This window comes from Arthrobacter sp. MYb221 (assembly GCF_002979835.1).
GTDB lineage: Bacteria > Actinomycetota > Actinomycetes > Actinomycetales > Micrococcaceae > Glutamicibacter.
In genome coordinates, this window is record NZ_PCPW01000010.1 from 134805 (window position 1) to 156957 (window position 22153).

Annotated in this window: 19 protein-coding genes and 1 tRNA gene; 10 read left to right on the plus strand and 10 right to left on the minus strand. The window is 59.9% G+C overall.

Annotated elements, in window-relative coordinates; translation table 11 throughout:
* Window positions 1-21 precede the first annotated feature (21 nt).
* The gene (locus CQ015_RS13210; protein ID WP_105650314.1) at window positions 22-390 is read left to right on the plus strand and encodes a hypothetical protein; all 369 of its coding nucleotides are present in this window, start codon (window positions 22-24) and stop codon (window positions 388-390) included.
* Window positions 391-489: 99 nt separating this feature from the next.
* Window positions 490-2955, plus strand: a complete 2466-nt coding sequence (locus tag CQ015_RS13215) for an excinuclease ABC subunit UvrA (protein ID WP_105650315.1) — start codon at window positions 490-492, stop codon at window positions 2953-2955.
* Here CQ015_RS13215 and panD read toward each other — a convergent pair whose 3' ends face one another.
* The gene (gene panD / locus CQ015_RS13220; RefSeq protein ID WP_096283085.1) at window positions 2956-3378 is read right to left on the minus strand and encodes an aspartate 1-decarboxylase; all 423 of its coding nucleotides are present in this window, start codon (window positions 3376-3378) and stop codon (window positions 2956-2958) included. It abuts the gene before it with no gap.
* A gap of 72 nt (window positions 3379-3450) precedes the next feature.
* Window positions 3451-4995 (minus strand): histidine ammonia-lyase, encoded by a 1545-nt coding sequence (gene hutH, locus CQ015_RS13225; protein ID WP_105552932.1) that lies wholly within the window; start codon window positions 4993-4995, stop codon window positions 3451-3453.
* A gap of 388 nt (window positions 4996-5383) precedes the next feature.
* Between hutH and CQ015_RS13230 the strand changes: the two genes are divergently transcribed.
* The 4 genes from CQ015_RS13230 to CQ015_RS19025 all read left to right on the plus strand — a co-directional run bounded on the left by CQ015_RS13230 (window position 5384) and on the right by CQ015_RS19025 (window position 9480).
* Window positions 5384-8119: an aminotransferase class I/II-fold pyridoxal phosphate-dependent enzyme gene (locus CQ015_RS13230; protein WP_258138506.1), complete on the plus strand. Its 2736-nt coding sequence runs from the start codon at window positions 5384-5386 to the stop codon at window positions 8117-8119.
* Between the two features lie 235 nt (window positions 8120-8354).
* Complete coding sequence (locus CQ015_RS13235) at window positions 8355-8864, plus strand: Dps family protein (RefSeq protein WP_105650317.1); 510 nt, start codon at window positions 8355-8357, stop codon at window positions 8862-8864.
* A 173-nt stretch (window positions 8865-9037) separates the two neighbouring features.
* A complete protein-coding gene (locus CQ015_RS13240) occupies window positions 9038-9307 on the plus strand; it encodes a Rho termination factor (protein WP_105552935.1) in 270 nt (89 codons plus the stop codon).
* A gap of 20 nt (window positions 9308-9327) precedes the next feature.
* Window positions 9328-9480 (plus strand): hypothetical protein, encoded by a 153-nt coding sequence (locus CQ015_RS19025; RefSeq protein WP_181148400.1) that lies wholly within the window; start codon window positions 9328-9330, stop codon window positions 9478-9480.
* An 825-nt stretch (window positions 9481-10305) separates the two neighbouring features.
* On the opposite strand, the gene CQ015_RS13250 is transcribed toward CQ015_RS19025, so the two are convergent.
* The 6 genes from CQ015_RS13250 to cobA all read right to left on the minus strand — a co-directional run bounded on the left by CQ015_RS13250 (window position 10306) and on the right by cobA (window position 16992).
* On the minus strand, window positions 10306-10830 hold the full coding sequence (locus CQ015_RS13250; protein WP_105650318.1) for a hypothetical protein: 525 nt from the start codon (window positions 10828-10830) through the stop codon (window positions 10306-10308).
* Between the two features lie 236 nt (window positions 10831-11066).
* Window positions 11067-12737: a urocanate hydratase gene (hutU, locus tag CQ015_RS13255; RefSeq protein WP_105552938.1), complete on the minus strand. Its 1671-nt coding sequence runs from the start codon at window positions 12735-12737 to the stop codon at window positions 11067-11069.
* A 101-nt stretch (window positions 12738-12838) separates the two neighbouring features.
* A complete protein-coding gene (locus tag CQ015_RS13260) occupies window positions 12839-13627 on the minus strand; it encodes an IclR family transcriptional regulator (RefSeq protein WP_105552939.1) in 789 nt (262 codons plus the stop codon).
* 76 nt (window positions 13628-13703) lie between these two features.
* On the minus strand, window positions 13704-14618 hold the full coding sequence (locus tag CQ015_RS13265; protein ID WP_105650319.1) for a carbohydrate kinase: 915 nt from the start codon (window positions 14616-14618) through the stop codon (window positions 13704-13706).
* Between the two features lie 242 nt (window positions 14619-14860).
* Window positions 14861-15982 (minus strand): uroporphyrinogen-III synthase, encoded by a 1122-nt coding sequence (locus CQ015_RS13270; RefSeq protein WP_105650320.1) that lies wholly within the window; start codon window positions 15980-15982, stop codon window positions 14861-14863.
* On the minus strand, window positions 15979-16992 hold the full coding sequence (gene cobA, locus CQ015_RS13275; protein WP_105650321.1) for a uroporphyrinogen-III C-methyltransferase: 1014 nt from the start codon (window positions 16990-16992) through the stop codon (window positions 15979-15981). Before cobA ends, CQ015_RS13270 begins: the two co-directional genes overlap by 4 nt.
* Before the next feature lie 501 nt (window positions 16993-17493).
* Between cobA and CQ015_RS13280 the strand changes: the two genes are divergently transcribed.
* Complete coding sequence (locus tag CQ015_RS13280) at window positions 17494-18216, plus strand: sirohydrochlorin chelatase (protein WP_105552943.1); 723 nt, start codon at window positions 17494-17496, stop codon at window positions 18214-18216.
* Window positions 18217-18272: 56 nt separating this feature from the next.
* Window positions 18273-18941 carry an alpha-ketoglutarate-dependent dioxygenase AlkB gene (locus CQ015_RS13285; RefSeq protein WP_105552944.1) on the plus strand — a complete coding sequence of 223 codons (669 nt, stop codon included), beginning with the start codon at window positions 18273-18275 and terminating at the stop codon, window positions 18939-18941.
* A 4-nt stretch (window positions 18942-18945) separates the two neighbouring features.
* Here the strand turns inward: CQ015_RS13285 and CQ015_RS13290 are convergent, their stop codons facing one another.
* Window positions 18946-19890, minus strand: a complete 945-nt coding sequence (locus tag CQ015_RS13290; RefSeq protein WP_181148404.1) for an endonuclease/exonuclease/phosphatase family protein — start codon at window positions 19888-19890, stop codon at window positions 18946-18948.
* A 170-nt stretch (window positions 19891-20060) separates the two neighbouring features.
* Here CQ015_RS13290 and CQ015_RS13295 point away from each other — a divergent pair, with 170 nt between their 5' ends.
* Window positions 20061-21305: an MFS transporter gene (locus tag CQ015_RS13295; protein ID WP_105552946.1), complete on the plus strand. Its 1245-nt coding sequence runs from the start codon at window positions 20061-20063 to the stop codon at window positions 21303-21305.
* Window positions 21306-21372: 67 nt separating this feature from the next.
* On the opposite strand, the gene CQ015_RS13300 is transcribed toward CQ015_RS13295, so the two are convergent.
* Window positions 21373-21807, minus strand: coding sequence for a VOC family protein (locus CQ015_RS13300; protein WP_105552947.1), 435 nt, complete (start codon window positions 21805-21807; stop codon window positions 21373-21375).
* 193 nt (window positions 21808-22000) lie between these two features.
* Between CQ015_RS13300 and CQ015_RS13305 the strand changes: the two genes are divergently transcribed.
* Window positions 22001-22073: transfer RNA gene (locus tag CQ015_RS13305), tRNA-Ala, on the plus strand.
* The last annotated feature ends 80 nt before the right edge of the window (window positions 22074-22153 follow it).

The following is a 22153-nucleotide window of genomic DNA, read 5'->3' on the forward strand; positions in this document are numbered from 1 at the left end:
AGGAAAACTATAAGGGAGGTCATGATGAAACTCGAGAACGAAGCACGCATTCAGCCAGATATCTGGACCATGCCTGACAAAGGACTCTCGTGGTGCGACTGCGGCGCGGCGCATGAACTCAGCGCCGACATTGTGTACGGATTCGCCGAAGCGCTCAGGCTGGATACACGTGGGGCGATGACGCACCCCCAGCTGGTTGAACTCACCATGGAGGTATGGAACTTTGAAGCGGTTTGTCGTTTCTTCCACCTCGCCTTGAACGAAGCGACACAATTTATCCACGGCACCGTAGCTGAGGAATATCCGTTCGCCGAAGGGATCGATATCGTCGGATACTTCTCGAAAACCTGGCAAGGCTGCCCGGCGGCAGAGTGCCGTGGCGATGACTAGCCAGAGCGACCGGACAGGTTCGGGTAACTAGCGTTCACAAGAGCCAATCGCACGGCGTGAAATTGGGCGGTGAGGCTCGCGGCGCATACTGTGGGGAAGATGAAGAGTATTGCACCGAGCCAGGCGGCGGCAAACCATGACGGATACATCCATGTGCGCGGCGCAAACGAGAATAACTTGGATAACGTGGAAGTGCGGATACCGCGCGACGCGATTGTGGCTTTCACCGGGGTCTCCGGCTCAGGAAAGTCTTCCTTGGCCTTTGGCACAATTTTCGCCGAATCCCAGCGGCGCTTCCTCGAATCTGTAGCGCCCTATGCGCGCCGATTGATCGCCCAAGGCCATGCCCCGAAGGTTGAATTCATCTCTGGTCTGCCGCCGGCGGTCGCCTTGCAGCAGCGTCGGGGGACCGCCAGCTCCCGGTCCAGCGTCGGGACGCTGACCACGTTGTCCAACTCGGTGCGGATGCTCTACTCACGTGCCGGGGATTACCCGCAAGGAGCGGCCCGGCTCGATTCGGATGCCTTCTCCACGAATACCGCTGTCGGCGCATGCCAACAATGCCATGGAGTGGGCACGGTGCACTCGGTCAGCGAGCAGTCGCTGGTTCCCGAACCATCGCTGAGCATCCGGGACGGCGCGATTGCCGCCTGGCCGGGAGCCTGGCAGGGTAAAAACCTGCGCGATATCACCACCCACCTCGGCCACGACATTGACGTTTCCTTCGGCAGCTTGCCGAAGGAAACGCGTGACTGGCTGCTCTTCACCGAGGAGCAACCGGTGGTCGAGGTGACCCCCGAAAGAGATCGTGTAGCAAAACCATATAAGGGACGGTTCTGGAGCGCCGAACGCTATGTGCGCCATACCGTGGCGACCTCCAAGAGCGAGAATTTACGCGCCAAGGCGTTGGCCTTCATGCATTCGCAACCCTGCGCCGAGTGCTCCGGGACGGGGTTCCGCCGCGACTCGCTTCGGGTGAAGTTCGCCGAGCTGGACATTGCCGAATTCAACGCGCGCTCGTTGCAATCCTTGGCTGAGCTCTTGCGCCCCTTCGCGACCGTGGCCGGTGGCGAGGCCCAAGCCGATGTGGTGAGCATGATCAGCATCGACCTGCTCGCCAGAATCGAAGTGCTCCTAGAACTCGGGCTGGGGTACCTGAGCCTAGACCGCAGTACTCCAACCCTTTCACCGGGGGAGATGCAGCGGCTACGCATTGCCACGCAGCTGCGTGCCGGATTATTCGGCGTCATCTATGTGCTGGACGAACCCTCGGCGGGGCTGCATCCGGCCGATGTGCAACCCCTGATCGAGGTGCTTTCCGCCTTGAAAGACGAGGGCAACTCGGTGTTCGTGGTGGAACACAATATGGACGTGGTCACCCGCGCCGAATGGATCGTTGATGTGGGACCCGGGGCGGGCAGCGGTGGTGGCCAGGTGCTTTATAGCGGGGAGGTCGCCGGCCTGGCTCAGGTCGAAGAGTCGGTGACTCGCCGGTTCTTGGACGCTTCTCCGGCACCGGCGCGCAACCTGCGCAACGCCACCGACTGGCTGGAACTGCGCGGGGTGAACCTGCACAACCTGGTGGATGTCGACGCGAAATTCCCCTTGGGTGTTTTCTGCGCGGTGACCGGTGTATCAGGTTCGGGAAAATCCAGTCTGGTCTCCGGGGCGCTGGCCCAAGGCGCGGGCGGTCCGGCCGTACCAGCCCAAGATGAACCCGAAGATGCACCGGTGCAGGCTGTCATCAAGGAAGTGACCGGGGCGGGTCAGATCAATCGGGTGGTGCTGATGGATCAGAAACCCATCGGACGTACCCCGCGTTCCAACGTGGCCACGTATACCGGCCTGTTCGACGCAGTCCGCAAGACCTTCGCCGACCAGCCACTGGCGCGTGAACGCCGTTACGGGGCAGGCCGGTTTTCCTTCAACGTCGCCGGCGGCCGCTGCGAGAACTGTCTGGGCGAGGGCTTCTTGGAGATCGAGTTGCTCTTCCTTCCCGGCACCTATGGACCATGTCCGCAGTGCCAGGGAACCCGGTACAACGAACAGACCTTGGAGGTCGAATACCAAGGGAAGAACATTGCGCAGGTGTTGGAGCTGAGCGTTGCTCAGGCAGAGGAATTCCTGGCCGGAATTCCGGCCGCGGCCCGTGCGCTGGCGACTTTGCGGGAGGTCGGGTTGGGCTACCTGTCATTGGGACAGCCGGCCACCGAAATGTCTGGTGGTGAGGCCCAGCGGATCAAGCTGGCCACCGAACTGCAACGCCAGCGCCGTGGTCATACCCTGTATCTGCTGGACGAGCCGACCACCGGGTTGCACCCTGCCGACGTGCAGCTGTTGGTGGCGCAACTGCACCAGCTGGTGGACCAAGGACATACCGTGATCGTGGTGGAACACCATATAGATGTCGTCGCAGCCAGCGATTGGGTGATCGATTTGGGGCCAGCCGGAGGGGACGGAGGCGGACGAATTATCGCCGCGGGAACACCGCACCAGGTGGCGCAGAACCAGGCGAGCCGGACCGCGCAATTCCTCGCACTTCGGCTGGCCGGAGACGACAGTTAATTAGTTGCCGCGAAGCTGCGCGTACGGCGGACTCTGCACGCCATCGGCAATTGCTTCGGCTGGGTCATCACCGAGATGAATCATCTTGTTTTGACCATCCACGTGGACCACGCTTGGCACGTAGGCGCGGGCCTCGGCGTCCTGCATCTGCGCGTAGCTGATGATGATCACCAGGTCTCCCGGATGAACTAGGTGGGCGGCGGCACCGTTGATGCCGATCACGCCGCTGCCTGGCTCGCCGGCAATGGTGTAGGTTTCCAGACGTGCCCCATTGGTGACATCCACGATGCTGACTAGTTCGCCTGGCAGGATATCCGAGGCCGCAAGCAGTTCGGAATCGATGGTGATCGAGCCGACGTAGTGCAGGTCGGCCTGGGTGACGGTCGCGCGATGGATTTTGGACTTAAACATGGTGCGTTGCATGGAACGAGTTCCCAATCTAAAAGAAGGTTTGCCGTGCCAGTTTACTACCCGGCACGGCAAACTTCCTGTGGGCTATCGTCCCTGTGCGCGATGCAAGGCCTCAAGTACCGTTCCGTCGGCTACCAATCCGTAGGCCGCTTCGAGCTCTGCGGAGAGGAACCGATCCTCGCCGGGGCCGGCAACTTTGGTGCGCAAAACGTCGTGCACGGCTCCGGTGACCGGTGCCGGGGTCAGCGGCTGGCGCAGGTCCAGGGCCCGCGCGGCAACCACTAATTCGATGCTCAGCACTCGGCGCAGATTGTCTACCGCGGTGCGCAGCTTGCGGGCCGCGTGCCAACCCAAAGACACGTGGTCTTCCTGCATGGCAGAAGACGGAATCGAATCAACGCTCGCTGGCACAGCCAATCGCTTATTCTCCGCAACCAGTCCGGCCTGCGTGTACTGCGCGATCATCATGCCCGAATCAACTCCGGGATCATCGGCGAGGAATGCTGGCAAGTCCCGCGAACGTGCCGGATCAAGCATTCGGTCGGTGCGGCGTTCGGCGATGGACCCTAGATCGGCCACGGCGATTGCCAGGAAATCCAATACGTAGGCAACCGGGGCACCGTGGAAGTTTCCGTTGGAAGAAACCTCACCGGTTGACAGCACCACCGGATTGTCGATGGCGGCGGCCAATTCGCGGGTGGCGACCATGCGGGCGTGGGTGATGGTGTCGCGAACGGCCCCGGTGACTTGCGGAGAGCAGCGCAACGAATAGGCGTCCTGCACCCGGCCATCGCCCTCGCGGTGCGAGGCGACCAGCTCGGAGCCGTCCAGCGCGGCGAACATGTTGGCGGCGCTCACTGCCTGGCCGGGGTGCGGCCGCAATGGTTCGTGGAGTTCGGGGCGGTACACCTGATCGGTGCCGAACTGGGCCTCGACGCTCATCGCAGCGCTGAGATCGGCAATGTCAGCCAAATCTTCCAGATCGGCCAATGCCATCAGCAACATGCCCAACATTCCGTCGGTGCCGTTGACCAGCGCAAGACCTTCCTTTTCTGCAAGCTCCAAAGGCGTAATGCCCGCTTCTGCAAGGAGTTCGGGAACCGGACGGATCACTCCATGCTTATCGGTGGCCTCACCTTCACCCATCAACACCAGCGCACAGTGCGACAGCGGTGCGAGGTCACCGGAGCAACCCAGCGAACCGTATTCGCGCACCAGCGGTGTGATCCCGGCATTAAGCAGCGCCACCATGGTCTCTAGAACTATCGGGCGCACACCGGTGTGGCCGCTCGCCAGGGTTTTGGCGCGTAAGAACATCAAGGCACGAACCACTTCACGTTCCACCGGTGCACCCATGCCAGCAGCGTGCGAGCGAATCAGCGAGCGCTGCAGCTTGGCGCGGTCTTCCGGAGCGATGTGCCGGGTGGCCAATGCACCAAAGCCCGTGGAAATCCCGTATACCGGAGTTTCGGATGCAGCCAACGCATCGATATGTGCGCGAACCTCGGCCAATTTCTCGCTGACTTCAGCTGAAATATCAACGTGGATATCCTGACGAGCCACGCGCAATACATCCTGTGCGGTGGCGTTCGATAGGCGAAGCGTCACCGAAGGTTGGTTGGAATTCATTGAAGCTCTTCCGTTCGTTCGTGAAGTTGTCTCTGCCATCTATTCTTCGCCAGATACCTCACAGATTCTCGTACTCTGGTGCTCATCTGTCTGGTATCTCGGACATAGCGGCGAAGCGGATTCTAGATTTATAAATTTCAAAAATGTTCACCTCGTTGTCGCAAATCAATTCCCTAATTTCGCATATTTCATTCTGTGGCAGAAAGCGTGAGTGATAGTTACGAGAATTTCGCGAATTGACTTCATGAATACCAAAACTATGTTGAAGTTGACGTAAGCTCTGGAGACCAAAGCACAAAGACGTGACATGGCTTTGTTAACAAACCGGTTAACGATGCAACGAAGAACGAGCGAAGGACCGGCAACCGTGAGCGCAAGGTTGACCACAATGAAGAATCAAGTAACAGCAACACCAGAAAGCGCTTGGCGAAAGCGCAAGGATGCATGGGAGCACCTGGGATATGTACTTGGCGAGATCATTCGCGGTATCGACGACAAGGTCTCCGGCGAGCAGCATGAGCACGAGGCTACGCAACTACTGAGCCTCCTTTCTGCCATCGAACCCTACTGGGCCACGCCGGGCTTAGACTACTTCAACGAAGTTGAAACGTTGATGCACGAAGGCCACTTCCGTGATGCGCTGAGCAAGGTATATCTGGCGAATCAGTCCTTCCGGACGCAGACCCAATACATCGACGGCGAAAGCAACGACAGCGACGCGGAGGAAGCCGAGGCTGCTGCCCAAAGCAACGAGCTGGGCGGTGGTGAACCACGAGCAATCCATCGGAAGTTCGTCCCCAAGGTCGAAATTCTGTTGGTGGACAATGGTCCATCCGATGAGATTGAGCGATTCAAGATCGAGATGCTCGAACAGCGTCAGCGAACCGATTCATTCAACTACAGCTTCGTTGTCGTGCCCAGCGTCGAGGACGCGCTGGCCGCGATTGTCATCAACCCGACCATTCAGGCGGTTGTGCTCACCGCCCGCTTCGAATTGGACACTCGGCGCCGGCTGAGCTCCACCCTAGGAAAGTACGTGTCACGGCATACAGCCGGACACTTTTCCACGGCAAGGCAAATCGACCGGATCTTGGATTTGGAAGAGATCATCGATCTGCTCCGCCCAGAGATCCCGGTCTACCTGATCGCCGGCGTTGCCCTTGAATCTATCGCGCACGAGATTACCGGTCGCTTCAAGCGCATCTTCTCACGCAACGACGGCATGGATCTGCATCTGTCGATCATCGCCGAGGTGCTCGAACGCTACAACACTCCGTTCTTCCACGCGCTACAAAAGTACGCCAAACGCCCCGGCGGGGTATTCCACGCGATGCCGATTTCTCGCGGCGGGTCGGTGCAGAACTCGCCATGGGCACGAGACTTGGTGGACTTCTACGGGAAGAACCTGCTGTTGGCCGAAACCTCTGCCACTTCCGGAGGATTGGATTCCCTCTTGGATCCGCAGAGCTCCATCAAGGAAGCCCACGAGCTGGCGGCCCGCGCCTTCAACAGCCACCGCACCTACTTCGTCACCAACGGCACTTCCACCGCGAACAAGATCGTTCACCAGTCGATCCTTGCGCCCGGTGACATCGTGCTAGTTGACCGCAACTGCCATAAATCACACCATTACTCCCTGGTGCTCGCCGGTGCAAGCGTCAGCTACCTGGAGGCCTACCCGCTGAACGAGCACTCCATGTATGGTGCCGTATCGCTGGAAGAAATCAAGGGACGGCTGTTGCAGTTGCGCCGCGAAGGCCTGCTGCACAAGGTCAAAATGCTCACATTGACCAACTGCACCTTCGACGGGATTATTTACGATCCGCGTCGCGTGATGGAAGAGTGTTTGGCCATCAAGCCAGATCTGGTCTTCCTATGGGATGAAGCGTGGTTCGCTTTCGCCGGATTCCATCCTGTCTACCGTCAACGCACCGGTATGTCTGCGGCCCAACGCATGCAAACGGCGTTTGAGACATCTGAATATCGTGAGCGTTTTGCCGCGCAGCGTACCGAACTGCCCGAACCAGGAACGCTGGATGACCCGGCAAACGATGATGCCTGGCTGAAGACGCGACTGCTCGCCGATCCTGCCAAGACCCGCCTGCGCGTGTATTCGACACAGTCCACGCATAAGACGCTGACCTCACTGCGCCAAGGGTCAATGATTCACATTCACGATCAAGATTTCGCAGAACGTAACCGCAATACGTTCCGCGAGGCCTATATGACGCACACCTCGACCTCGCCGAACTATCAGATCCTCGCCTCGCTTGATATCGGGCGGCGCCAGGCTGAGTTGGAGGGCTATGCGTTGGTGCAGCGCCAGGTTGACTTGGCTCAATCGATCGTCCGGGCGATGTCACGCAATAAGCTGCTCAGCAAGTACTTCCAGGTACTCGATACGAGGGACCTGATCCCGCAGCAATACCGTTGCAGCGACACCGGCAACCCAGTTCGTGACGGGTTGGAAGTTTGGGACAGGTCTTGGTCTGAAGATGAATTCGTCGTTGACCCATCAAGATTGACCCTGGACATCAGCCGCACAGGAGTGGATGGAGACACCTTCAAGCACACCTATCTGATGGACGGTCATGCAATTCAGGTCAACAAGACCAGCCGCACCTCGGTCCTGTTGATGACCAACATCGGCACTAACCGTTCGGCGGTGGCCCACCTGATTGAGGTGCTGGTCAAGATCGCCGAAGAGCTGGAGCATAAACGCCGATTGGATGGCCGGGCGCTAGCGGACGGGAAAAAGGTTCCTCCGACGCAGATCCCAATGCCAGATTTCAGCTATTTCGCCGAGGAGTTCAGCGGCGGCGGTGGCAGCGGCGATATGCGTTCGGCCTACTATCTGACCTATAAGGATCCGGCTACGCACTTCATTTTCTCACCAGAGATTCGTCAAAAAATTCAAAGTGGCGAACAGGTAGTCTCGGCGGCGTTCGTTACTCCATATCCTCCAGGATTCCCGGTATTAGTTCCGGGGCAGGTCGTGTCGACGGAGATCCTCGATTACATGGATGTGCTCGATACCCGAGAAATCCACGGATACCACCGTGACTACGGGTACCAGGTCTTTACCCGTGAAGCATTGGCCGAGGTGGCAGCGAAGAAGTCTTGATTCTTCGTATGGGCAGGAATCTCAGCTGAGATTCCTGCCCATACGTTTAGCCCATCGCCGTACATGCAGCTCTTCGAAGCTGGCACTGACAACTGTGAAATTAGTCAGAGGGACGTGTGAGTAATTGGTCTGAGCTGGCTTCATTGACGCGTTGCGGGTAGCGTCCGTAATGAGGGCTCGGCCCCGATGGCTGAGTCAGATGTACGGTAACTTCACTGTAAAAGGAGAAGGATCTATGACAAAAACCAAGAACACACCGGCAAGCAAAACCTCGAAGGAGAACGCTGAAGGTGGTTTCGTTGCCACCGCTGCCCTCGGAGATGCCTTGCAGTCCGTGTTGGTGCAACTGCTGGACTTGCAGCTTGTTGGCAAGCAGATCCATTGGAATGTTGTCGGCCCGAACTTCCGCGACCTGCACCAGAACCTCGATGAGATCGTGGATATCGCTCGCCGCGGCTCGGATGAAATTGCAGAGCGTATGCGCGCTATGCACATCACTCCGGATGGCCTGGCCGGCACCATAGGTAAATACAGCGAACTCGAGCAACCAAACAACGGCGAGATTCTGACGACCAAGGCCGTGGATATGGTGGTCAAAGCCCTGCAGAACACCGTCGGAGTCATCCGAGACGTACATGACGCAGTCGATGAGGAAGACCCGACCAGCGCTGACATCCTGCACGGGTACATTGCTGGCCTTGAACAACAGGCGTGGTTCATTAGCGCCGAAAATCGCACACCATAGCATCACTGATTTAGGGGGAGCCGAGGCAATTGTTGCGTCGGCTCCCTCGCGGTTTTCGGGTGCCGATCGGAAACTCGAAATACCCCTAGAATCTGCAGCGCGAAGAGCCTACCGTTGAAGATAGACGGGGTGTTCTCGCAACGTCTACACGTCAATTGAGAGGCGATTCATCTATGGCTATGGACAACGGTTCAAACCCAATTAAGGACGAAGAACTCTACGAGAAATTGCGGGAAGAAGGGAACTCCAAGCAAAAGTCTGCGCGCATTGCCAATGCCGCCGCCCGGGACGGCCGATCGACCGTCGGGGAACGCGGAGGCGAGTCTGGCAATTACGAGGACTGGACGGTCGAAGAGCTCAAACGCCGGTCGAAAGAGATCGGTCTGACGGACTACTCCGACAAACGAAAGGCCGATTTGATCCAGGCCCTTCGAAACTCCTAGTGAACTAAGGACGTCGCGTCATGAGTAACGACGGCATCATCGAAGACCAGTCCGAGCCGATTGAAGGAGAGGAACTCAAGGAGCAGTATGTTGCCCGTCGAGGTCCGATTCACCACCCGTCGGTCGAGGAGCTAGAGAAAGACGCCAACGACGATAGATTCGACGCCGGTTAATTCAGCTCCGGTAGCTGATGGATCTGTGTGAACCCTCGTTGGAACGTCTTTTCGGGAGTATCGTAGTAAGTAGTGGCCGTGTTCGGATGGCATGGCTGCTTGACCATTTAATGGTCGAAAACTCACCCGGAAGGGACCAAAATATGGGAGTTCAAAACAACGACGGTGACTAGGTCATCGACGTAATTCGCGAGTCTCATCGTGAATTAACGATATTCACGTCGAGGCCTTTTCGCTTCGCAGGCGGAGCCATTCTTGCTGCACCGCCAACCCAATGGAAGATAGCCGATTCTATGCCGGGAATACCGGTAAGAACAGGAGAGACGCCATGTCGACAATTCACGGAGCGTCCAGACCGCACAGTAAACATTTGGGTTTGGGACTAGCCGCGGGCGGTGCCCTGCTTGCAGCCATGTTCTTAGCCATCATATTTTGGGTTCCCATGGGACTCATTCCCAGCATGAATCCCATGTGGATCGTTGTCGCATGGGGCGCGATGCTCATGTGTTGGGGTGTTTTCCGGTTGATTGCCGGGCCCAGCAGCCTAGACCATCTTAACGGCGGTACCAGCGCAGGCTCTTAGCCTAGGAGCCGGTGTTTTCTGCCCAGAGCCGGAACACAAGCGCACAGCTTAGAAAAACGAAGCCACTGTGCCACTTCAAATCGAAGTGGCACAGTGGCTTCGTTAAACCGCAGGCAGGCAATCTGCGTGCCTTGCCACGCCGTAGTGGAAGTATCGGTTGCTTCTATTCCTACTACTGGGCGTTGCCCCTTGAGGCTTCACCAGCCGATGAGCGTTCAAACTAGTCGCAGATCATTGCGATTCTAGTTTCCGAATTGGTTGTGTTCACCATCTTCGCTGTCGAAATCATTGCCACGGTTGACTGATTCTGTTGAACCGAACTCATTTTCTTCGTTGGCGCCGCCGCTGTAGGATTCCTGGCCGGATTCTTGGTTGCTGTTGCTGCCGTAGGATTCCTGGCCGGATTCTTGGTTGCTGTTGCTGCCGTAGGATTCCTGGCCGGATTCTTGGTTGCTGTTGCTGCCGTAGGATTCCTGGCCGGATTCTTGGTTGCTGTTGCTGCCGTAGGATTCCTGGCCGGATTCTTGGTTGCTGTTGCTGCCGTAGGATTCCTGGCCGGACTCTTGGCCGCTACCGCCGCCGTAGGATGACTGTCCACCGTCGTTACCGAAATCATTGCCTTCGTTAGCACTGTTCTCGGAATAGGTCTGGCTTTCGTCGTTGCCACTGCTATTCTCATAGCCGCTTTGAGAGTCGGAGTGGCTGGTGCCCTCAGCATTGTTGTTGTCGAAGTTCCCGAACTGCTCACTTGAATCGTGCTCGGACATGGAGTCCTCCTTGATCGTGGTTCCTGACGAGTCCCACGCTATGGCCCCACATTCGCAGTGCACAAGGTATGTGCAAGTTCTAACCGTGAAATGCTATGTAACGGTCAGGTAACGCTCACCTTTGTTTCGAATTGCCTAACGGAACGGCAAATTTCCAATGAACAATAGAGAGCCACGAGAACTTTCAACATTAGCGCTGAAGATCCCCGTGGCTCTCGAAAACAAACTATATATTGCTATTTCTGGTTCATCGGTATGCGTACGCCGCGTTCGGCGGCAACCTCAATTGCGCGGTCATAGCCAGCATCAACATGGCGGATGACCCCCATCCCAGGGTCGTTGGTTAGTAGGGCCTCTAGCTTTGCGGCGGCCATTTCCGTGCCGTCGGCTAGGGACACCTGACCAGCGTGGATCGAGCGTCCCATGCCCACGCCACCGCCGTGATGAATCGAAACCCACGAAGCACCGGAGCTCGTCGCGGTCAGGGCATTGAGCAGCGGCCAATCGGCGACGGCATCCGTGCCGTCGGCCATGGCTTCGGTCTCCCGGTATGGGGAAGCCACCGAACCCGAGTCCAGATGATCGCGTCCAATGACGATTGGCGCAGAGACTTTCCCTTCGGCGACCAGCTGGTTGAATAGCAGGCCCGCCTTGTGGCGTTCCCCGTAGCCCAACCAGCAGATGCGTGCAGGCAGGCCTTCGAATTCGACACGGTCCGCCGCGGCATCCAGCCAACGGTGCAGGTGATCGTTTTCTGGAAACAGTTCCTTGAGCGCTTGGTCAGTTACGCGAATATCCTCTGGATCGCCGGAGAGCGCAACCCAACGGAATGGGCCTAGACCCTCGCAGAACAACGGACGGATGTAAGCCGGAACGAAGCCAGGGAATTCGAAAGCACGCTCGTACCCGCCCTTGCGTGCTTCATCGCGGATTGAGTTGCCGTAGTCGAAGACCTCGACGCCGAGGTCCTGGAACTCGACCATCGCCTGTACCTGCTTGGCCATCGATGCTTGGGCCTTGAAGGTGAAATCGGCGGCGTCTGCGGCCGCAGCGGGGGCCCACTGGTCCAGCGTGTATTCCACCGGCAGATAGCTCAGCGGGTCGTGGGCACTCGTCTGATCGGTGACGACGTCAATCGAGATCTCGCCTGCCTTCTGGCGGCGCAATAGCTCCGGGAAAACTTCCGCCGCGTTGCCGACGAAACCTACCGAGTGCCCACGGCCTTCGGCCTTAGCCGCTGCTACCTTGGCTAGAGCCTTATCGAGATCCAGCTCCACCTCATCCAGGTAACGCTTCGAAACGCGTCGGCGCAGACGCGACTCGTCCACATCCACAATCAGGCAGGCCCCATCGTTCAGGGTCACCGCCAATGGCTGGGCACCACCCATACCGCCGCAACCGCCGGTGAGGGTCAGCGTGTTGGCCAGCGTACCGTTGAATCGTTTCGCGCCGATTGCAGCAAAAGTTTCATAGGTTCCCTGCAAAATGCCTTGGGTGCCGATGTAGATCCACGAGCCGGCGGTCATCTGGCCATACATCATCAGGCCTTCGGCCTCTAGCTTGCGGAAGTGCTCCCAATTCGCCCAGTCGCCCACCAGATTCGAGTTGGCGATGAGCACTCTAGGTGCCCACTTGTTGGTGCGGAAGACGCCGACGGGCTTGCCCGACTGGACCAGCAAGGTCTCGTTTTCTTCGAGGTCCTTTAGCGTCTCGACAATTGCATCGAATGCTTCCCACGAGCGTGCTGCCTTGCCGGTTCCCCCATAGACGACGAGGTCTTCGGGGCGCTCGGCAACTTCTGGGTCGAGGTTATTCATCAGCATGCGCAGCGGGGCTTCGGTTGCCCAAGACTTGGCGTTTAGCTGGGTACCGCGCGGGGCGCGGACGACTCGTGGTTCATGATTCATGATGGGCTCCTTTGGCAGCAGCGGAAGTAACTTTCTACCTTCCATCATTGGCCAAAGTGGGCTAGGAGGGTACGCCCTAGCAGAGGGTGGTGTCCGGAATTTCAGACTGGGCGTACCGGAGCGAGGCGTCGCCCATGCACCCGGCTGGTCAGCTGCCCGGCGGTTTGCCTAATCTGTTCGAGCAACGGATCCCAACGTTCCTCGGGGACCCGATCACCGAGGAACGTCACCGCAACCGCGGCTACCGGCCAACCATTCGCATCCTGTATTTCCACGGCAAGGGAATGGAAGTCCGCCGTGACATCCCCGCGTTCTACGGCGAACCCGCGTTTTGTTGTCTGGTCCAGCTCGCGGCGTAGCTGCTGATAGGAATTGATCCCGCTATCTTGCGCGCGGTTGCTGAAACTTGATGTGCCCGGGTACAGCGCACGAACCTGCGACTTCGGCAGGGCAGCCAGAATCGCGCGGCCCGAGGCGGTCAAATGCGAAGGCAGGCGCACACCGACGTCGGTGACCAGCGAGGGGCGACCCTTGGCGCGTTCCTCTACGATATAGAGCACATCAGGCCCGTGGAGCACTGCCAGGTGGGCGCTTTCGCCTACCTTGTCCACGAGTTGCGCAATCAGCGGTGCTCCGAACCTAGCCAGAGGTTCCTGTCTGGTGTAGGCACTGGAGAGCTCGAAGGACGATACCCCCAAACCGTAGGCCTTCTCCTCGGGGTAATGGGCGATAAAACCTTGTTCGAGCATCACATTCAGCAGCTGGTACACACTGGATCTGGGCAGCTCCAGCAGCTTGGCGATCATTGCCGCCGGGGTCGGCGACTTCCGGCTTGCGAGTAATCGCAAGACACGGAGCGTATTTTCCGCTGCCGGAACCTTGCTGCCCATGAGTGACCCCTTAGTCGAAAACGCTTATCTGCTAGGGAACTCTAGCAAGTCTCTGAGCAAAGAAGCGTTTTCTTCCCTAGGAAATTTGGTCTTGAAAAGACTCGTTAAGCTGTTCAAGCCTTGGCGGGTTGGCCCCGGAAACCAGTACTGTCAGCTCCGAACAACGAGTCGCCTGAGTCAGCGCAGACTCCAATTCTTTCTGGTCCAGAGCTCCACCCTTCGTGGTGAGCGCCTGCGCCAACGAGCTATTGAGCAGCCCATGAAGCAAGCCAGACATGAAAGCGTCGCCTGCGCCGATTGAGTCCACGACCTTCACCGCACGGGAATGGACCAGTACCTCGGTGTTCTTCGTGCGGGCGGTGGCGCCGCGAGCCCCGAAGGTCATGATGGCAAGCTTGGCGCCGCGTTCCAGAATATGATCCAAGATTCGCTGGCAGTCCCAACCGGGGTAGAGCCACAAGGCATCGTCATCGCTGAGCTTGACCACATGGGACAGGCTCATCAGTTTTTCTACCTGCTTCAGCGCAGCGGCGCGCTTGGGAATCAGCTGCGGGCGCAGATTTGGGTCATAGCTGCGCAATTGCGTTGCCGGAGAGCCTTGGAATGCTTCCAATACTTTCTCGCATCCCGGTGCCAGCCATCCGGCGATAGATCCTGCATGCAGGAGTTGCGCCTCGGAACTTGGAACGCCGCCCGGAAGTTCCCAGGACAAATCGAATTCATAGCTCGCGTCGCCAACTCCGTCGACGGAAACTGTGGCGGTGTTCGTGGACCGCTGCGCGACGCTGCCGGCCGCGAGCGCTACACCGGAATCTTCGAGGTGCGCGGCGATCAACTTGCCGTACGCATCTTCGCCTAGCTCTGTATGCAATGTGACCTGATGGCCCAAGCGTCCTAGACCCACCGCGACATTCATCGGGGAGCCACCTGGATGAGCCACGTCATCAACGATATCGGCTAGAGCTTCGCCAACCACCTGTATCTGTGCCATGACTCGATACTACGGAAATTCACTTAAATAGCCATTTCCGGGGCGTGGGTTCGGCGCTTATTGCGCGGTACCTCACAAATGCAATGCAGGACCGTGGGAAATCGGTGAGCTAATTCGCGCTGGGCAACCAGGAACCACCGCCGTCGTGAGTCGCCTTCGGCACCGTGGCCCTGAACCGGCGGGGCAGGAAGTCCCGGCCCGCTGAATCCTGAACGTTTCCGGGATTCAGCAGGCCGGCGGACTCAATAGCGCGCGGCCTCGACATTCAGCCGGTAGCCGCGCTTGATAACGGTGGTGATCAGGTCCGGGTGCGGGAGCGTGCGCCGCAGCCGGCTGAGCGTCATGTCCAGTGCGTGCTTCGAAGACACCGTGGGCAGCACAGCGCCGAGCTCGTCGCGCGAGACGACCGACCCTCCGGCCTCCAGCAGGCAGCGCAGGATCTCGGTCTGTGCCGGGGTGAGCTCGCAGCGCTCATCGTTCAGGCTCAATGTGCGTCCCCGAAGTTCGCATTCCCCGAAGACCGTCGGCGCGCTGAGCGTGCCCAGCGCGCCCAGATGCTCGACCAGTTGCAGAATCATCGCGCCCATGCGGTGGCGTTCGGGAACCAACGCGCCGTGCACACCGGAGGACTGCAGCGGGGCCGCCGTCACCGGGCCCACCGTTGCCACCGCAACTCGTTCGTTCAGCGAGCGAATCAGCGCCTGGTAGCGATTGCGCGTGCGGGCCGCGGCGAACAGCGCATGCACGCTCGGCGCGCTGGTGAAGGTGATCGCGTCGAAATGCCCGGCGCAGATTCCTTCGACCAGAAGCGAAAGGTGCTGGTCAGAGCTGGTGTCCAGCCAGCGGTACGGCTCGACCTTCAAAACCCGCGACGCGCCCAGATCCCGCAGCGACTGGGCGAGCCCATGGTCGCTGTCCGCATGCAACTGCACCGCCACGGTTTGCCCCGCGATCGAAGGCCCCAGCAGCGGAAGCAGCCCGGCGGTGGTGCCGTCCTGGGCGACACCGGCGGCGTGGAATCCCAGGGCGCGCACCGCACCGTGGGCCTTCGCACCGCGAACGTAGAGCTTCGCCGCCTTCATGGACTGGCACAACTGGTGGCCGAGACCAGCGGCCTCGGCCGAATCGAACCAGCGCCGCAGCCCATAGGCGGTGGAAATGATGACCGCTTCCGGGCGCAACTCGATCAGCTTCCTGGTCTGCTCCACGAGCAGCGCCTCGTCGTCCAGCGGTGCGAGCTTCAGCAACGGTGCGTGCGTGACCTCGGCGCCGCGGCGCTCCAGCGCTTCGATGAGTTCGGCCGAACGCCGGTCGCTGGTCACCGCGATCCTGAAACCAGACAATGGCAGAGCCAGCGCGCTCATGCGATGGCCCCAAAATTTGCCATTTCCTCGGCCAGCAGCCGCTGCGGCAGGGCCGCCACCTCGCCGATGACGATCACCGCCGGATTCGCGCAACCGCGCGCCCGGGAGGTCGCCGTCAGCGTCGCCAGCGTTGCAAAGGTGGTGCGTTGGTCGCCGGTGGTCCCGGATTCGACGATTGCACAGGGCATGGTGGCCGCCATGCCCTGGCGCAGCAGGCCGGAAGCGGTGCTTTCCAGGGTTCCCATGCCCATCAGGATGATGATGGTGCCGCCCAGCCCGGTGAGTTGCTCCAGTTGCTGGCTTTCCAGCGGGTCGTGGCCCGAAATGACCGAGAATACCCGGTTCACACCGCGTGCCGTGACCGGAATGCCGGCGGCCGCGGGAACCGTGATGCAGGAACTGAGTCCGGGCACCACGCTGATGGCGATGCCTGCCTTGGAGGCCGCGGCCATCTCTTCGAATCCGCGGCCGAACACGAACGGGTCTCCGCCTTTGAGCCGAACCACATTTGAACCGGCCTTGGCGGCGGTCAGCATCTGCTCTTCGATCTGGGATTGGCTGATCTTGTGGTGCCCGGGCTGCTTGCCAACATCCACGATCACCGCCTGCGGGGCGAGCTTCCGCACGAGATCGCCGGGGCCCAACCGGTCAACGAAGACCATGTCGGCGTCGGCTAAGGCGCTGACCGCTCGCACGGTCAGCAGATCAAGTGCGCCGGGGCCACCACCGACCAGGGTGATTTGGCCGGAGTCGGCGGCCGGTTGGCGCGTCAAGACCGGCAGTCCCCGCCGCTGGGCCGCTTCGCGCAGCGGCTGGAAGCGCTGGGGCAAGGCATCGCAGATGACCAGCAGGTTCGCGGTTTCGAGCGCCACGAGTCCACCTTCCGGGGTATCCGCGGAAAGTACCTGCGCCCCCTGCGCGATGAAATGCTCCGCTGCCCCGCGTGCACCCCTCAGCCCGCCGGCGAGCAGCAGCGTGCAACCCTTGACCTCGAACGCTGTACCGTTCATCGGATCGACTCCGCCGCGAGTTCGCAAGCCGTGTGGTCGGCGCCGAATAAGCCTGCTTGTCCAACAAAAACCTTTTTTCCGCTCGCCGCTTCGGTGATGCGGTGAGCGGGCAAGCAGTCGCCGGCAGTATGGGTCGTTTGATCATTTGAACGGTTTGACATGGGAAGTCAGCTCCACTTGATTCTCGATGGCTCGATGCTGACAACACTATCGAGGAACCTTTGCCCCGAAATTTCCCATTTGTTTCCATAGGAATAATTCATGCATAAACTCGACGAGAACTACGGGGGTCGTGTTTGCGCCGCCGCGCAATGAAGCCTGGCCGTGGCCAATGCCGGTGAAACGAGATTTACCTGGGCGCAACAGAACCGTGCGATCGGCCGTAACAGGCGCTTCGTAGACTGCAACCACAGGCTCGTGACAACGAGCCTCGAAACTACCGAAGGGAAGAATCATGGGCCTACTCATTGCCCGCGAAATGCCGGAGCCCGGTCAGCCCGCATGAGCGGGGGATCAACAACCGAACCGCGAACCGAGTCCCTGGTGGCCGTCTCGCACGGCACCAGCGATCCGGCAGGCCAACGGGCGATCAACTCCTTGGTGGAGGAAATCCGCCGGGCGGCCTCAGTGGCCGTGCACCAGTCATTCGTCGACGTCCAAGAGCCCCGGGCAAGTACGCTGCTCCTCGGGCTGCCGGACGAAGAGCAGCACGCGGTCCTCGTGCCGCTGCTGCTTTCGCGGGGTGTGCACGTGGATCAAGATCTCACCGAGGCGGCGGCGCTTCGGCCCAATACTCGCATTGCACCGGCCCTCGGCCCGCACCCGTCGCTCGCTCTGGTTATCGAGCACCGACTCGTGCAGGCCGGATGGCGGCGCGGCGAACCTGTCATCCTCGCCGGTGCGGGGACACGGCTGGCCCAGGGCGTGCATGACTGCCAACAGGTTGCCAACCTGCTGGCCGGCCTGCTGGGGGTGCAGGTTACCGCCGCCTTCGTGGCCGCGGCGACCCCGTCGCTGGGGGAAGCGGTCGCCGCGGCCCGGGCGGCGAGCCCGCAACACCGCGTGGTCGTGGCCAGTTACCTGTTGGCGCCCGGCTACTTTCAGTCCCTGATCGAGCGCTGCGGCGCAGATCTGGTCAGCGATCCATTGCTTGCCCCGGACGCTGAGGTGCCCGCAGAATTGGTGAACCTCGTATTGCATCGCTTCCTGGCGGCGTTATCCTAGGCCCGGACCAACCTTCAGCACTTGCCGGCAAGGGCCAAGAACGGCACAGTGTAAACATGCAGTCGCTTTTCGATGACGGCGCCTTCGAGCGTCGGCCCCATACCGTGCGCGCGGGCGCGGTCCATCTGCCCAGCTGGCTAACCCGCGAGCAGCAGGACTGGATGACCGAACGCTTCCTGGATTGGGGCAATGGACCGGTCCCGCCGCATTCCACGCTGGTCAATGGACACCCGATGAAGGTCAAGACGGTATGCCTGGGCTGGCATTGGGGAAACTACACCTACACGCGCACCGCCGAAGACCTCAACGGCCAGCCGGTGCCACCGATGCCCGATTGGCTGGCGTCACTGGGACGGCGCGCGGTGCTGGAAACGACCGGGGACGGAGCAAAAGCCGCGGGCTACAACCCCGATGTGGCGATCATCAATTACTACCCGCCGGGCTCGACCATGGGCATGCACCAAGACGCCGAAGAGAAAATCAACGCACCGATCGTCTCGCTGTCCATTGGCGAGAGCGCGAACTTCCGCTTGGGCAACAACGAGACGCGCACCAAGCCCTACCAAGATGTGCGTCTGGCTTCCGGAGACTTGTTCGTCTTCGAGGGTCCCGCCCGGTGGGCCTTCCATGCGGTGACGAAGATCTATCCGGGTACGGCTCCGGCCGGCTGGTCGCTGGGCAGCGGCCGGATCAACATCACGCTGCGTGAGACGGGGATGGGCTAGGCCGCTATTCGGAGGCCAGATCGAGGGTGGCAATGACCGCCCGGTGGTCGGAATCTCCCACCGCCAACGTGTCCGAGGAGCCGGTATCGAGGCCGCGAACCAGCACGTGGTCGATGCCCAACATGGGCATCGGACGGTTCGGCCAGGTCATCCCGAACCCCCAGCCCTCATGCGGCACCTTGTTGAGCTGCTCCGAGACCGGCGAGAAATGGCGGTCGGCATTGGTCGCATTAAAATCGCCCAAGGCAATAATTTTCGCGCTCCGATCGGCGGCGAGCGTGCGTCCAAGATTGCTTAGCATCAGGTCGCGTTCCGCATGCTCCAGGGGCCGGGCCGAAGCCACGTGGACCGCGTACACCGTCACATCCCCGGCGTCGGTTCGAACGCGCAGCTTCACCGCCCGGGACCAACCCAACCCAAGGTCCAGCGGCTCTTCGTCGAGGATCGGATACTTGCTGTAGACCCCCACGGTTCCCACGGTGTACTGGTGCGGGTGGGTTTCTTCCAGCAGTGCAGCGACTTCCTGGGCCTGTCCTTCACCCAGTTCCTGCAGGCTTATCAGATCTGCGCCCGTGGCGAGGAGACCCTGTGCGGAGCTGTGCGCCCCGTCTTCGTGCACATTCTGCGTGGCGACAATAAATTTGGCGGCCGGTTCGGGGGCATTGGCCGGCAGGAACGCCGCGCCAAAGATCCACGACCAAGCCACCAACGGAAGCAGGAGCACCAAAAAAGAGATGCGGCCACGCGCCGCCAGCGCCCAGCAGAACAACAAGGGCACGCCGAGGCCTAGCCAGGGAGCCAAATTGTCCAGAAACAGTCCGAGCCCACCGCGTTCGGGGAAGCTGCGGTGGGCAACTAGCACTATGGTCAGTGCCAATGACAAAAGAACTATCAATAACCGGGCGGCCATCCGGCCGGCGGTGAGGCGTTTATGAGCTGCATGGGACATGAGAATTCCACAGTGCCACATGTTCCTCGCCCAGCCGTGGATTGAGCGTGGAATACCCGCGCCGCGTTCTCTGTTGGGTACCCGAGAGGTATTGTCATTACGATTGATACGGGCGCCAACGTAGCCGTGCCATGAACACACCCGAATCGCAGCAAAGTAAGAGGCCCCCAATGAACCGTTTAGCGCCCCCGCGGTATTTAGAAGGCAGGACACTGCTCTTCGCAATTATTGCCCTAGGCATGGGTGGCTTTGGCATCGGTGTGACCGAGTTCGCCATGATGGGCCTGCTCCAGGAAGGCGCTGAGGACCTGAACGTCACGAATTCCCAGATGGGGCTCGTGATCAGCACCTACGCGATCGGCGTGGTTGTCGGTGCGCCGCTGTTGACCGCGGTCGCCGCAAAAATCCCGAAAAAGCGTGCGGTGCAGCTACTGATCCTGCTCTTTGCCGTGGCAAATCTTTCCTCATTCTTCGCTCCGGATTACGGAACCATGCTGTTCACCCGGTTCCTTTCCGGACTGCCGCACGGGGCCTACTTCGGGTTGGCAGGTGTGCTGGCAGGTAATTTGGTGCCCGGCAGCATGCGTGGGCGAGCCATCGCGTGGGTAATGCTGGGCCTGTCGGTGGCAAACGTCGGCGGTGTCCCCTTGGTGACCTTGCTGGGCCAGGAAGTCGGATGGCGTTCGATGTTCCTTGTGGTCACCGCGGTGGGGCTGCTCACCTTTGCCTTGATCACTATTTTCGTCCCGCTGCGCAGGGCCGAAGCGGGAGCAAGTATGCGCCGCGAACTTTCGGCGCTTAAAAGCCTGCAAGTCTGGTTGGCCATGGCAACCGGCATCGTAGGCTTCGGTGGGTTCTTCGCGGTCTACTCCTATATTTCTCCAACCCTCACCGACGAAACCGGGCTGGATATTGTGCTGGTTCCACTGGCCCTGGCGCTCTACGGGGTGGGCATGGTGGTCGGCTCGTTGATCGGAGGACGGCTGGCCGACTGGTCGGTGTTCGGAGCGATCAAGCTGGCCAGTGTGCTCATGGTTATCAGCATGCTGGTGTTTGCCGCCGTTGCCTCGTGGGTGATCCCAACACTCATCATGGTGTTCGTCCTGGGCAGCGTCGGTTCGCTGCTGATCCCGAGCCTGCAGACGCTGCTGATGGATTCGGCCCCACATGCGCAGTCGTTGGCTGCGTCGCTGAACCACTCGGCGCTCAACGTGGCCAATGCCCTCGGCGCTGCGCTCGGCGCGATCGTGATCAGCGCGGGCCTGGGCTACCGTGCGCCGTCGGTGGTCGGGGCCGGACTTGCGGCCTTGGGCTTATTGATCGCGTGGATTACCCAGCTCCGAGCCCAAAAGCTTGGCCTGGTTATCGGCGCGGCAGCGGTTCTCGAGCGGGTCGACGCGCCGGAACAACACTAAACAACAAATGCAACTAGGTGCGGGGCGTGGATCCATTGGATCCACGCCCCGCACTCATCTGTACTGGTTAGCCCTCTTGGCTTCCTACGGCACCGATATTGAACATCCAACACACCCCGAACTTGTCGGTCAGCATTCCGAACGAGTCACCCCACGGGGCCTTGGCCAGCGGTTCATCGATGCGCGAACCGTCGGAAAGCTTCTCCCACCAGGCGGTGAGCTTCGCTTCATCTGCGGGGTCGGTGGCATCGTTGCTCAGGGCAATGGTGCCGTTTCCGGTCACATTCATTTCCGGCATGGCATCGGAACCCATCAGGTGCAGTCCGCGATCGACGAATAAGGAAGAGTGCATGATCAGGTCGGCGGTGGCGGGATTGCCGTCATCCATTCCTTCTTTGAATGTCATGGCGGAGTATTCTCCGCCGAAAACGGAGTGGTAGTACTCCATTGCCTCGCGGGCGACGCCGCCAAATTGCAGATAAGGGGTCATAGCAACGGACATTGGGAAGTTACCTTTCGCCGAAGTTCGTAGGACTGATCCGTCCACGAGGCACATTCTTCCACCGGAACTCGAGGATGGGAAGAGGCGCTGTGATTAGCCTCTCGGAATCCCGATTGGTATTTATCTGCAGGCTCCGGTAGAGTTATATCTCGGTTCGGAGGTCCAAAAGATCGCAAGAACTAAACCTTCATCTGGGGGTATGGCGCAGTTGGTAGCGCGTCTGCATGGCATGCAGAAGGTCAGGGGTTCGAATCCCCTTACCTCCACAGTGTGAAGAGTCGAGACATCGTTTACAGATGAGTCGCGACATGCTTTACAAATTTTTATCGGATTCCCTCGGCCATCG

Coding starts and splice junctions, on each gene's coding strand:
- CQ015_RS13210 (WP_105650314.1), top strand. CDS start 22: ATGATGAAACTCGAGAACGAAGCACGCATTCAGCCAGATATCTGGACC.
- CQ015_RS13215 (WP_105650315.1), top strand. CDS start 490: ATGAAGAGTATTGCACCGAGCCAGGCGGCGGCAAACCATGACGGATAC.
- panD (WP_096283085.1), bottom strand. CDS start 3,378: ATGCAACGCACCATGTTTAAGTCCAAAATCCATCGCGCGACCGTCACC.
- hutH (WP_105552932.1), bottom strand. CDS start 4,995: ATGAATTCCAACCAACCTTCGGTGACGCTTCGCCTATCGAACGCCACC.
- CQ015_RS13230 (WP_258138506.1), top strand. CDS start 5,384: ATGAAGAATCAAGTAACAGCAACACCAGAAAGCGCTTGGCGAAAGCGC.
- CQ015_RS13235 (WP_105650317.1), top strand. CDS start 8,355: ATGACAAAAACCAAGAACACACCGGCAAGCAAAACCTCGAAGGAGAAC.
- CQ015_RS13240 (WP_105552935.1), top strand. CDS start 9,038: ATGGCTATGGACAACGGTTCAAACCCAATTAAGGACGAAGAACTCTAC.
- CQ015_RS19025 (WP_181148400.1), top strand. CDS start 9,328: ATGAGTAACGACGGCATCATCGAAGACCAGTCCGAGCCGATTGAAGGA.
- CQ015_RS13250 (WP_105650318.1), bottom strand. CDS start 10,830: ATGTCCGAGCACGATTCAAGTGAGCAGTTCGGGAACTTCGACAACAAC.
- hutU (WP_105552938.1), bottom strand. CDS start 12,737: ATGAATCATGAACCACGAGTCGTCCGCGCCCCGCGCGGTACCCAGCTA.
- CQ015_RS13260 (WP_105552939.1), bottom strand. CDS start 13,627: ATGGGCAGCAAGGTTCCGGCAGCGGAAAATACGCTCCGTGTCTTGCGA.
- CQ015_RS13265 (WP_105650319.1), bottom strand. CDS start 14,618: ATGGCACAGATACAGGTGGTTGGCGAAGCTCTAGCCGATATCGTTGAT.
- CQ015_RS13270 (WP_105650320.1), bottom strand. CDS start 15,982: ATGAGCGCGCTGGCTCTGCCATTGTCTGGTTTCAGGATCGCGGTGACC.
- cobA (WP_105650321.1), bottom strand. CDS start 16,992: ATGAACGGTACAGCGTTCGAGGTCAAGGGTTGCACGCTGCTGCTCGCC.
- CQ015_RS13280 (WP_105552943.1), top strand. CDS start 17,494: ATGAGCGGGGGATCAACAACCGAACCGCGAACCGAGTCCCTGGTGGCC.
- CQ015_RS13285 (WP_105552944.1), top strand. CDS start 18,273: ATGCAGTCGCTTTTCGATGACGGCGCCTTCGAGCGTCGGCCCCATACC.
- CQ015_RS13290 (WP_181148404.1), bottom strand. CDS start 19,890: ATGTCCCATGCAGCTCATAAACGCCTCACCGCCGGCCGGATGGCCGCC.
- CQ015_RS13295 (WP_105552946.1), top strand. CDS start 20,061: ATGAACCGTTTAGCGCCCCCGCGGTATTTAGAAGGCAGGACACTGCTC.
- CQ015_RS13300 (WP_105552947.1), bottom strand. CDS start 21,807: ATGTCCGTTGCTATGACCCCTTATCTGCAATTTGGCGGCGTCGCCCGC.